Origin of the sequence: Paenibacillus sp. FSL R5-0486 (genome assembly GCF_037975155.1) — a bacterium.
Classification (GTDB): Bacteria; Bacillota; Bacilli; order Paenibacillales; family Paenibacillaceae; genus Paenibacillus; species Paenibacillus amylolyticus.
Genome location: NZ_CP150237.1, coordinates 264,496 through 276,324, shown reverse-complemented (window position 1 = coordinate 276,324; position 11,829 = coordinate 264,496). Strand labels below are relative to the sequence as shown.

Here is an 11,829-nt window from a genome sequence, read left to right as displayed (position 1 = left end):
TATATCGTGAGCAGGCTAATATGTTCGTTAGTTCAGTTCTGCTGTCAGCGCCAGATTCAGAGCCGTTACATTCACACGCGGTTCCCCGAATATACCCATTTGCCGGCCTTGCGTATGCTCATTTACAAGTTGCACAAGCTGCTGTTCACTAAGCCCTGTAGCTTTGCTAATGCGTGGGATCTGTGCCTCAGCGGCTTCGGGAGAGAGATCCGGGTCAAGTCCAGAGCCTGAACCCGTCACGAGATCAGCAGGGATCTGCTTCAATCCCGGATTTTCCTGCCTAAGCTGAGCAATCTTTTCTTTCATCTCGCCGATATACTCCTCTGAGGCTACAGCGCGATTGGAACCGGCCGAAGCCGTTGGATCATAACCAGCATTTGATGCCCGGGGCTGGAACAGCCCCGGCGATTGGAAATCCTGCGCCAGCAGGGACGAGCCGATGATTTTCTCATTTTGCGTAATCAGACTGCCATTCGCCTGCGCAGGAAAGAGAAGCTGGGCTACACCAGTCGTTACAAGCGGGTAGATTAGGCCGCATATCAGCATAAGCACAACGGATAACCGTACGGCGGGCAAGAACATGTTCATACAGATCACTTCCTGAATTCATTAGGATAGAAGGACAATTTTGATAAGCGTTGTTTTCTCGTTAAAGAATCCCCGACAGAACCATATCAATCAGCTTAATGCCGATAAAAGGTACAATCACACCACCTACGCCATAGATGAACACATTGCGACCAAGCAGTCGTTCGGCTGACATCGCCCGATACTTAACCCCTTTCATCGCGATGGGAATAAGCAGCGGAATAATAATAGCGTTGAAGATGAGCGCCGACAGGATCGCGGACTGCGGCGAAGCCAGATTCATAATATTCAGCGCCTGAAGCTGCGGCATAGCGAGAATGAACATGGCTGGAATGATCGCAAAATACTTCGCGATATCATTGGATATCGAAAAGGTTGTCAGTGCGCCGCGTGTAATCAGCAACTGTTTGCCAATGGAGACAACCGACAATAACTTGGTCGGGTCGGAATCCAAGTCAATCATGTTGGCCGCTTCCTTGGCCGCCATGGTGCCCGAATTCATCGCCAGGCCCACATCGGCCTGCGCCAGAGCAGGAGCATCGTTGGTACCGTCGCCCGTCATGGCGACGAGCTTGCCCTCCTGCTGTTCTTTTTTGATCGCCGCAATCTTGTCCTCGGGCTTCGCTTCCGCAATAAAATCATCCACGCCCGCTTCCAGCGCTATGGTTGCTGCGGTCAGCGGATTGTCGCCTGTACACATAATGGTCTTGATGCCCATGGCGCGCATCTCAGCGAACTTCTCCTTCAGCCCTGGCTTCACAGTGTCTTTCAGATAGATCACACCGTAGATTCGTTCATCGATGGCAACAGCAAGCGGCGTGCCTCCGGCCTTCGCAATACGATTTGCAATCTCATCCAGATCTCCCGGTATACGGCCTCCTTCGGAAGCAATATAACGTTTGATTGCATCCACCGCTCCTTTGCGGATCTTCATTCCGCTGATCAGATTCAGACCAGACATCCGGGTCTCTGCCGTGAACTCCACATTTTCCGCATTGGCATACCCCGTTTCAGACCAGCTCTGACCTTGTTTGCCTGCCAATTCCACAACAGAACGCCCTTCCGGGGTCTCATCTCGCACAGAAGCCTGTAAAGCAGCCCTCGTCATCTCTGATGAAGTAATGCCCTGAACTGGAATGAATTCAGATGCCATACGGTTTCCGTATGTGATCGTCCCCGTTTTGTCCAGAATCAACGTATCGATATCCCCGGCTGCTTCCACCGCTTTACCCGACATGGCGAGCACATTAAACTGCGTAACACGGTCCATCCCGGCAATACCAATGGCAGACAGTAATCCACCAATTGTGGTTGGGATCAAGCAGACGAGCAGTGCGATTAGGGTCGCCAGATCCAGTCGAATACCCAGGTAATTCGCCATCGGGACCATTGTTAGAATGACGATCAGAAAGATCAGGGTTAAAACGGCGAGCAGGGTTGTCAGCGCGATTTCATTAGGTGTTTTCTGGCGCTGAGCACCCTCAACCAGAGAGATCATCCGGTCAAGGAATGACTCCCCAGGATCGGTCTGAACACGCATGACGATGTAATCGGACACGACGCGTGTACCTCCGGTAACAGAGGAGAAATCTCCCCCTGCTTCCTTGATGACCGGGGCGGATTCTCCGGTAATGGCCGATTCATCAATGGAGGCCAAGCCTTCCATAATCTCACCGTCCGTCGGGATCAGTTCACCGACTTCCACACGGACCATATCGCCTTTTTTCAACTGGGTCGAAGATACTTGCCGGATGGTTCCATCCTTCTGCACCAGATTGGCCAGGGTGTCCGACTTCGTCTTGCGTAACGTATCCGCCTGCGCCTTACCTCTACCTTCTGCAAGTGCCTCCGCGAAGTTGGCAAACAGCAGCGTGAACAACAAAATGAAAAACACGGCGATATTGTACCCGCGCCCAGCCTCGGATGCGGTGAAGAGATCTGGATTGATGCATAATAAGAGCGTAATGAATGTACCCACCTCGACAATAAACATGACAGGATTTTTGATCATGACCACCGGATTTAGTTTCTTGAACGCATCCAGTGAAGCCTGAAGTATCATATCCTTGCTTAACGACCGTTTCGATCCGGGATCACGTTGAATATTACCACGGTTGTTATCTGGCTCATTGCCCTTCGTTCTAAACATTTCTGTATCCATGTGTTGCATCGTCTGCTCCTTCTTTCGTTCGACTGCATTCATCGTGCACTGCCACCTCCGTACGTTACGTCCTTATACCAATTCCTCTGTTGCTCCCCTGTCATATCTCTCATTGAATCATTGCCAGATGCTCTGCGATCGGTCCAAGGGCAAGCGACGGGAAGAACGTAAGCGCACCGACTACAATGATCATCATGACCAAAATGCCAGCAAACAGAGGTGTGTGTGTCCGCAACGTGCCCGTAGTTACAGGCACAACCCGTTTGGTGGCGAGTGAACCCGCAATAGCCAGCATGGCGATCATCGAAACGTACCTTCCCAGCAGCATAACGATACCAATCGCGATGTTGTAAAAGTCTGTATTGGCATTCAGTCCGGCAAAGGCCGATCCATTATTGGCTGCACCCGAGGCAAAAGCATAGAGAACTTCAGTCAGGCCATGCATGCCCCCGTTCGAGATGGACGCAATGGCTTCGGGCCGCATAAGCGCGATTGCCGTTGGCCCCAGAATAATCAAAGGATGAATGAGCAAGGCGATGGATGCGAGCTTCACCTCTTTGCCCTCGATTTTTTTGCCCAGAAACTCAGGTGTCCGTCCCACCATTAATCCACAGATAAACACAGCCAGAATCACATACAGCAGTCCGTTGATCAGCCCTACCCCTTTGCCCCCAAACACGTTATTGAGCATCATCTGAGCCAGTGACACCAGACCTCCAAGCGGAGTAAGCGACTCGTGCATATTGTTGACCGAACCTGTTGTAGCCGCCGTCGTGACTGCCGTGAATAAAGCCGATTCGGGTATGCCGAACCTGACCTCTTTCCCCTCCATATTGCCCTGAAGGCCTGCTGCATCCAGCGCAGGTACACCGCGATATTCGGAGACAAAGACTGTGGTCAACATCACAAGAAAAAGAAAACTCATCGCTGCGAACAATGCCCAACCCTGCTTCCGGTTATTGACCCTCAAGCCGAAGGCGTATACCAGTGCAGTGGGTAACAGCATCATACAGACGATATGCACCAGATTGCTCAGGGCCGTCGGATTCTCGAATGGATGTGCAGCATTGGTTCCAAACCAGCCGCCACCATTCGTTCCGATGTGTTTGATCGACTCCAGTGAGGCGACCAGTCCACGTGAGATCGTCTGCTGCGCGCCTTCCAGCGTGGTTGCGTTCACCGCTCCCGCGAGTGTCTGAGGCACCCCCTGGAACACGAGGAACAAGGCCACGATGAAGCTCAGCGGTAAAAAAATTCTCGTAATCGACCGTACAAGGTCGACGTAAAAGTTCCCCAGTTCATCCCGGCGGCCTATCAGCCCGCGAATGAACGCAATAGCCACTGCAAATCCCGTTGCTGCCGACGTAAACATCGGAAACGTCACGGCTAGCATCTGTGACAGATACGACAAGGCGTTCTCGCCCGTATACGACTGCCAGTTCGTGTTGGTCATGAAGGATACGGCCGTATTAAATGCCTGCGCCGCTGGCATATTGCCGATGCCATCCGGATTGAGCGGTAAATACTTTTGCAGCCGCAGCACCAGAAACATCAACACCAACATTACAAAGTTGGAGAGAAGAACAGCCATTAGGTACTTTTTCCACCCCATGGATTCGTTCTCGCGTACTCCCATTACTCGATAGAGCAGTCGCTCCGGTCCACCAAAAATCCGATCCAACCCCGTTCGCTGTCCATCAAACACGTTCACTATATATTTTCCCACCGGTTTCACCAGCAGCAGGATGATAAGCAGCGTCACCGCTACTTGCACTACACCGATACCCATATCCGCATTTCCTCCCTATTCGACGTTCACTTGTTCGTGCATTACGCACATTGTCAGCATCAGAATTTCTCCGGCTTCACCAGCACATAACCGAGATAAATCACCAGTGAGAGCACAATCATGCCGATGACAATCATTTGGCATCCCCCTCTCTACCCTCAAGCCTTCTCGCAGAATTTCACGAATCCCCAGAAAACCGCAAACAGCAGCACAACCAATCCAATCATCATGGCATCATTCACCATGCGCCCTTCCTCCCTCTCTCTACCGTTCTCTGCACCTGCTACATGTAAAATCGTAATATGAAACGCTGTAAAAAAGGGGTAAAGAAATGCCTCCATGGGTGTAAAAAAAACGTAAAAAAGACCCGCTCTCCTCAGCAATGGGCTGAAAAGAACGGGTCTATAAGGTTTACTATTTATCCAAATAGATTCTGTGCCCACTGCAATAATCTCTTCTTCGTGATTTTGCCATGAGAGGTATGATGGACGACTTGCCCCTGATCGAGCAGAAGTACCTGTGGTGACTCATGGTGAACCTCTGTCTCTTCCGCAATGTGACGGGACAACGAGCGATTTTCAATCACTTTGACGATGCGGAAGTCCATAGGTTGTTTGGGATCTGATGCATGGGTGCCTACAAACGCCATAAACTCTCTGTACGCTCTCGCACTGGTTGGACAAGTCGTGCTGTGTTTCAGGATAAGCACCGGATGATCCTGCGAGCAATACAGCGCGTCTTCCCAGTCATCTGGTTTGTGCAATTCCCGGACATGCTCGCTGAGCATATGTTCCGAGTCTGACCCTGCACGTTTGCTAACCACCGAACCAATCACTATGCCAAGCGCCAAGCCAAAAGCAATCCCGAGTCCAAGCTGCTTCGTAGCCGTACCAATGCTGACTCCCATGGCAACACCTATAGCAAGCCATACAGCTTGATGATTTACTTTTTTCTTCATGCAGATCTTCCCTTCCTGAAATATGTATATCAAGGCAACCTTCCCACCTTACATTCTGATCAAATTATAGCATAGGCCTCTGTTAGCAGGCGTTGATAATCTTCATCTCCGAGTACAGATTTCAGCGTTTCGATTTATGCAAAATGCTCATTTGTGATACACTGGTTGTAATTTGGAAACGATGAACATGAAGAATGGATTGGAAGGGCGGAAATTCCATATGACATACGCATTTATGATTGAACCGCAGGATTTTATTGCGCTGGATAACGAAGATGAACTGATTGAGAAATGTCAGGAGTGGGGTCTGCTTTCTGGTAAAGCGACCAAACTCAAAACGTTCTATTATAAAGGAAACGGATTAAACATGCCGTGCACCATCATTGGATATGTCGATCACATGGCAGCCGTTATTCAACTGGATAATGGACAAAAGCATTGTATTCACCCGTCGTATCTGAAGGAAATGCAAGCGTCCAGTTACAGCGCCAGAAGCATAAGTAATGTCGGGTCAGATCGCAGCACAGAACCCTCAACTTCGGATACAGTCGTACCAGTTACCCCTGCTGAACTTACGCAAACTCCAGATGCCTTGGTTAATCCGGATGAAATTCCGTCGGATCTGGATGATTCGGACGACACGGACACAGATGAATTCTCCTCGGGGATGAAGGGTGATCCGGATGGGCTAGTAGAAGAGTATGTTGGACCTCAGTCTGAGGCAGCCAGTGATGCCAAACCCAAAGCCAAAACAGCGAGCAAAGCTAAGAGCGTCAAGATTGATCTGCCCGAAGGCAAAGTGAAGATGAGTGCCGTTGTCAAAGAGTTCACCACCGTACCGAATCACTTCTCTGACAATGACGATGAAGTCATCATCTATGAAGCAGTTACCATTACGGAGCCAGACGTCATTGATGTTGGGGAAGCCTGGTCAAGCCACAGTGCCACCGTTAAGAAACAGGAACTGGAAGTGGGAGATGTTATCACGTTTGAAGCGAAAATTATCAAGAAGAAGCTGACACGTAACCCGGTTCCCTATAAAATCAACAATCCTTCCAAGATTCAGAAGGAAGACTAATCAAGGAAGATTAATCACGAGTCATTACAAAAAAAGCAAAAAAACCTCCACAACTGCTCAAAGCAGATTGCGGAGGTTTTTTCCATTTGAAGTTTATATTAGTGAAGAGTACACTCTTAAGCTTGTCCCGGCGTAGCACTGATCTGAAACTGTACGCCAAACTTATCGACAACCGAACCGTAGGCTGGACTCCAGAACGTTTCTTGTATCGGCATTTTCACTTCGCCACCGTCTTGCAACTGGTTGAAAATCGCTTTGGCTTCATCCGTCGTATCCGTGTTCACAGTAACCGTAACATGATTACCTACAGTGTACGGCATACCTGGAAACGTATCAGACAACATTAATACCGAGCTGCCAATCTGCAAAGAAGCATGCATAATACGGTCTTTCGCTTCTGGCGGGATGGGGTGATTCGGGTCAGATGGACCGTCGCCAAATGTTTGAAGCGCGAGCACTTCGGCTCCAAATGCCTTTTGATAAAAATCTACCGCTTCACGTCCATTACCGTCTGTAACCAGATACACATTCAAGCTGATCGACATGCGTTCTTCATCTCCTTGGGCTCTTGTAATTATACGATTCACGCCACTTGCGACATGAGTATATATGAACAGGTTGTCCTTTGACAAGCGTATATTTCTGCACTCATCACTGCGGACCTTTACACGATTAGGGTTACCAACATATTCTTAATCCATCCCTCGCTCCACTACTTCTTACGCTTGCGTATATAATAGAGAGCAGTGATCAGAACACCCGGAACCAGTGCTGCAAAACTGGCATAGATCAGACACCATTTCAACAGGGTAAATATTGGAGTGAGTTCAGCAAGCACAGGCGTACGTTCAGGATAACGATGCATGATCAGGGACGCACCTATGTTTTCAAGCATGTCCATAGCCCAACCTAAGACCGGGATCAGATTCACCCAGCGCCAACGACTCTTTACCGGAAGCACGCGATATAGTATCGATAACAGAACAACCAACAGAAACAGATAGGCCAAGGGCCATATGAGGTCAAATGTGAACCGTGCCTGAATATAGGCGCTCCGCCCTGCTTCACCATAATGCTCAGCCATCTGATACAGATCATCCGCAGTGTACAGAAAAGAGGAATCCGGAGACTGCCCTCCACCGGTGGCCTCCTCCGACTTTGCCGCCTGCCAGGGCAGAATATATGCAATGAAACAGGCAAAAACAACAACCGCAGCTGCAACCCATTTCCAATTCACCCGCTGATAGAACCAATTTGACACTTTATTCAGCACGTTCCGTCCCCTTTCAGATAAAAAAAAGACCACTCTCCCGAATCCTATCGGTAAAATGGTTGTGTTCAATCCTATGAAGTTATCGAGCTTGAACGATGTTATCTATTTCACTTTTCAATAAGAGGTATCGGTGAACACTTCTCATGATCGGGACCTTCGTTAGTTTGTTCTTGTCCACGTACAGTTTCATCTGGTCTTTGGTCAAACCAAGCAAACTTCCAGCTTCCGATACCGTCAACACTACCTCTGGGTTCGTAGCATTAAACGTCCTCTTTACTTTCTGATTCCAGTCCTCGAATACCTGCATAGATCAGTGACATCTCCTATCCATAGCCAGTTATTATCAGGCTGAATATATCCAGTATACCACACTTGTGCTGCTCGTAACTTAATCCTTGCGCAGAACCATATTCTGATAGGCATATTTCCTGCTTGACCCTGACGTTAACTCGAGGGTTTATACTGGCTTCAGGAGGGGATTAGCATGAGTATGTCAACTGAACATGTAACCAAGAAACGACGCAGCAGTGGAATATCCATTATTGGGATGAGTTGGTTGACGATGACATTGGGTCTGTTTTTTGCTACACTCGCAGGGGAGTTTGTCAGCACTATTGGTGCTGCTGAATGGATGGTTCATCTCATCCAGGCTGTTGTCATTATTAGTATCGTCTTACCCGTATTATTCGTCATTCGAAGACACTTCCATATGAAGTCCGTTCTTCTTCCTCTGACAGGAAAAAGCATAATTCACTTGCTCTTTGGCGCATTATTTGCCACTTCTCTGGCCTTCATCGGGTTAGCGATAGCCAGTATGAACAACTGGATTACGATTACGGAGTGGCACTTCTCAGCCGAGTTCTTGCTTGCTGTTGCACTTAATAGTTGTATTGCTTTCTTGTACGAAGCTTTGCCAGAGGAACTATCCATGCGAGGCATGGTCTATGATGGATTACGCCTCAGACTGCGACTTCCTGTGTTTTTCGCTTATGTAACTCAAATCATACTCTTTCTGCTGGTTCCGATGAGTGTCAGCCTATTGCAAGAGCTCGTCGGTATGGATGCCGGAAACCGGATAACCTTGGATTATATGATCCTACTCTTGACCTATGGAATTACGTTACAGCTTCTGCGCAGTTTGACCGGTTCTCTATGGGCCTCCATCGGATTTCATGTCGCTTACCTGGAAGTAGCCCGATTCGTTGTTATGCCAGGTGATAGACCGGCATTGTTAAGCTATACCGCGCAAGATAATGGGTTGGCCGAAATATTTATTTTGTATATGATGATAATCTTCGTCGGTGGGATCATTCTGGCGGTGCTCAATGCATGGCGCTGGTGGAGAATACATAAATCATGAGGGAGGGATCTGCTGTTGTATACCGTTGGACAACTATCCAAACATACCGGAGTATCCATCCGAACACTTCATTATTATGAAAAGCTGGGTTTACTGCGACCGGCCCGTAATGAGAACAATCAGTATCGCTTATATGGTGAAAAGGATATTTTACGGCTTCAGCAGATTACCATTCTGAAGAAAATGCATTTTAAATTGAATGAGATTGGAGAATTCCTCGATCAGGATGCTACTCGCTCTGAACCAAAAAGTAATCTCACTTTATGGAATAATACGTTGGAACAACAACTGGCCGTCGTTAAGGAACAGCAGGAGAGATTAAGCAAGGTAGAGCATCTTCTTTTTTCAACCATATATGCCATCAGAGCCTCCGGTAAAATCAGTCTGGATGAGATGCTGGGTTTCATCCGTGAACTGGATCAACCTCCGGGCAAGTTCCGTCAAGATGTTTTTACACCTGAAGAAATGGAATCGTTACCTCTGAATAATCAGAACAATTCAATATCAATGGAATGGGCCGATATTCTTAAAGATGTTCATACATGCAAGATGGAACCTCCGGATTCCGAAGCCTCACGGTTACTGGCCATCCGAATCTCTGATTATGCTGAAAGGGCTTTTCAAGGGAATGCAGAATTGGCAGAAAAATATTGGGATTATATCACCCCAGGGGATGATCGGTCAGCTCGTGTATATGGTATGACAACGGAAACCATGCGTTACATCGAAATGATCCTGGACCGATGGACAGTCCAGAATCCTGATGATCAACAATAAGAGCCACTTCGAAAAGTGGCCCTTGATCCATTCCCTTATTATGTTTCATCATGCTTTGTTACGCCTCTTCCCAGAAGCGACGCAGGTTGTCCATGGCGATTTTGGATGCGGATTTGCATTCCTCCATGCCTTCGAACTCCACTGTAATATTGCCATCATAGCCGGAGTCTTTGATCAGCTTTACAATTTTACGAATTGGAATGTCACCTTGTCCAACGATCGCTCCTCGCAGGAAGTTACCGTAGGCTGTCGTAAACCATTCACCCTCACCTGGATGCTCATCATAAGGACGGAAGTAAAAATCTTTGAAGTGGACCAGAGAAGCGTACGGCAGATTTTTCATGACACCGATGATCGGATTCTCATCCACACACATGAAGTTGCCAATATCGAGTGTTGTTTTGAAATTCGGACGATCTACAGCATGCAGAACACGCTGCACCCGATCACTCGCCTGCACGCTGAAGCCGTGATTTTCAATGGTTGTCGTGATACCAAACTGCGCGGCATAGTCCGCAATGATCTGGCTTCCCCGCACCATCAGCGGCAGATTTTGCTCGAACCAGGCGATGGTCATCTTCTCCTTTGGCAGGGTAAACGCCGTGACGTCATGACGCAGATGTTTTACACCCATCCGGTGTACGACATCCACATGTCTTTTGACCCGAGCCATCTCCTCTTCAAACGCCTCTTCCGTCTCCTGCACGAAGTTCGCTGGCATCGAGTAGTTGGACAGTTCAATACCCGCAGACGCTGCCCGTTCCCGAATCGCATCCGCCAGATCGTGATTATCCTCCACGGTATAACCGTAAGGCACCATCTCCATATGCTCGCCGCCGTTCGCCGCAATCCAGTCGATTACATCCAGCACCGTCATCTCACCGGAATTCAAATCGTTCAACAAACTATACGTGCTCAGGCCCACTTTCATCTGCTCAGCTCCCTATCGATATTGTTGGATAAATCGAACCGCCTTGCGAATATCCTCCTCCGGCTGATGACCAACCTCGCGTTCAATCGTCAGATAACCGGTGTAACCAACCTCCTGAAGCGCTGCAAAGTATCCGTCAAAATCAACGCCACCTTCGCCCAGCGGCACCTCACGGAAGAAAGTCCCGGAAGAGACCATCTCGGCAATCTTATCGTGATCCATAGGGGCATAACCGACCGCTCCGTATACGTCTCGTGGGTCAACTTCCTTCAGCCGCACACCATCCTTAACATGAGTATGTACGATGTAATCCTTGAGCAGATGAACGCCCCTCGCCGGATCATCTCCGGTCACCATCACCATATTCGCCGGGTCAAAATTCACCGATACTCCGTTGGTCGATAACGTATCCAGGAATCCTTTCAAGTCAGCAGCCGTTTCCGGTCCTGTCTCAATGGCAAAGTATGCGCCAACACTTTTGGCGTATTGGCCCAGTTCCTCACAAGCAACATGCAGCGTGGCATAAACTTCTGATGAAGGGTCATGTGGAACAATGCCGATATGTGTAGTGACAATGTTGGTGCCTAGATCGAGGGCCAGATCCACGATCCGCTTCGACTTCTCTACTTTCCACGGATTATCTTCCTTGACCTGAAAACCATGTCCACCCAGGTCGCCAACCAGTGCTGAAATTTCAAGACCCAGAGAATCGATGTAACTCTTCAACTCTTTACGCGCCGCAGGTGACAAATTTTCAGGGTCCATCTCTCCCTTGACGGCGTAGATCTGCACACCTTCTGCACCTACGTCTTTGGCCTTGTTCAACCCTTCCCGTACACCTACGCCAAAGCTATCCACGATGACACCGATCTTATTCGTTAATTTCATGTCATACCTCCTGTGATTGAGTGAGT

12 protein-coding genes are annotated in these 11,829 nt (G+C 48.6%); 3 read left to right on the top strand and 9 right to left on the bottom strand.

Features of this window, described 5'->3' with window-relative positions:
• Positions 1–27 precede the first annotated feature (27 nt).
• The 4 genes from kdpC to ytxJ form a co-directional block, all read right to left on the bottom strand.
• On the bottom strand, positions 28–588 hold the full coding sequence (gene kdpC / locus MKY01_RS01265; protein WP_339285072.1) for a potassium-transporting ATPase subunit KdpC: 561 nt from the start codon (positions 586–588) through the stop codon (positions 28–30).
• A gap of 61 nt (positions 589–649) precedes the next feature.
• Positions 650–2,650: a potassium-transporting ATPase subunit KdpB gene (kdpB, locus tag MKY01_RS01260; RefSeq protein ID WP_339287060.1), complete on the bottom strand. Its 2,001-nt coding sequence runs from the start codon at positions 2,648–2,650 to the stop codon at positions 650–652.
• 208 nt (positions 2,651–2,858) lie between these two features.
• Positions 2,859–4,532: a potassium-transporting ATPase subunit KdpA gene (kdpA, locus tag MKY01_RS01255; RefSeq protein WP_339287058.1), complete on the bottom strand. Its 1,674-nt coding sequence runs from the start codon at positions 4,530–4,532 to the stop codon at positions 2,859–2,861.
• A 424-nt stretch (positions 4,533–4,956) separates the two neighbouring features.
• Positions 4,957–5,496 (bottom strand): bacillithiol system redox-active protein YtxJ, encoded by a 540-nt coding sequence (ytxJ, locus tag MKY01_RS01250; RefSeq protein ID WP_339285071.1) that lies wholly within the window; start codon positions 5,494–5,496, stop codon positions 4,957–4,959.
• A 220-nt stretch (positions 5,497–5,716) separates the two neighbouring features.
• On the opposite strand from ytxJ, the gene MKY01_RS01245 reads away from it, so the two are divergent.
• Complete coding sequence (locus MKY01_RS01245) at positions 5,717–6,574, top strand: hypothetical protein (protein ID WP_339285069.1); 858 nt, start codon at positions 5,717–5,719, stop codon at positions 6,572–6,574.
• Positions 6,575–6,690: 116 nt separating this feature from the next.
• On the opposite strand, the gene MKY01_RS01240 is transcribed toward MKY01_RS01245, so the two are convergent.
• The 3 genes from MKY01_RS01240 to MKY01_RS01230 all read right to left on the bottom strand — a co-directional run bounded on the left by MKY01_RS01240 (position 6,691) and on the right by MKY01_RS01230 (position 8,154).
• Positions 6,691–7,119: a VOC family protein gene (locus MKY01_RS01240; protein ID WP_036616351.1), complete on the bottom strand. Its 429-nt coding sequence runs from the start codon at positions 7,117–7,119 to the stop codon at positions 6,691–6,693.
• A gap of 167 nt (positions 7,120–7,286) precedes the next feature.
• Entirely contained in the window at positions 7,287–7,847 is a 561-nt protein-coding gene (locus tag MKY01_RS01235; protein ID WP_339285067.1) for a hypothetical protein, read from the bottom strand.
• A gap of 79 nt (positions 7,848–7,926) precedes the next feature.
• Positions 7,927–8,154, bottom strand: coding sequence for a hypothetical protein (locus tag MKY01_RS01230; protein WP_017691180.1), 228 nt, complete (start codon positions 8,152–8,154; stop codon positions 7,927–7,929).
• A 177-nt stretch (positions 8,155–8,331) separates the two neighbouring features.
• Between MKY01_RS01230 and MKY01_RS01225 the strand changes: the two genes are divergently transcribed.
• A complete protein-coding gene (locus tag MKY01_RS01225; protein ID WP_315371086.1) occupies positions 8,332–9,207 on the top strand; it encodes a CPBP family glutamic-type intramembrane protease in 876 nt (291 codons plus the stop codon).
• 15 nt (positions 9,208–9,222) lie between these two features.
• Positions 9,223–9,984 (top strand): MerR family transcriptional regulator, encoded by a 762-nt coding sequence (locus tag MKY01_RS01220; protein ID WP_339285064.1) that lies wholly within the window; start codon positions 9,223–9,225, stop codon positions 9,982–9,984.
• A 58-nt stretch (positions 9,985–10,042) separates the two neighbouring features.
• Here MKY01_RS01220 and MKY01_RS01215 read toward each other — a convergent pair whose 3' ends face one another.
• The gene (locus tag MKY01_RS01215; RefSeq protein WP_339285062.1) at positions 10,043–10,915 is read right to left on the bottom strand and encodes a sugar phosphate isomerase/epimerase; all 873 of its coding nucleotides are present in this window, start codon (positions 10,913–10,915) and stop codon (positions 10,043–10,045) included.
• Positions 10,916–10,927: 12 nt separating this feature from the next.
• Positions 10,928–11,803: a sugar phosphate isomerase/epimerase family protein gene (locus MKY01_RS01210; RefSeq protein WP_339285060.1), complete on the bottom strand. Its 876-nt coding sequence runs from the start codon at positions 11,801–11,803 to the stop codon at positions 10,928–10,930.
• Positions 11,804–11,829 lie beyond the last annotated feature (26 nt).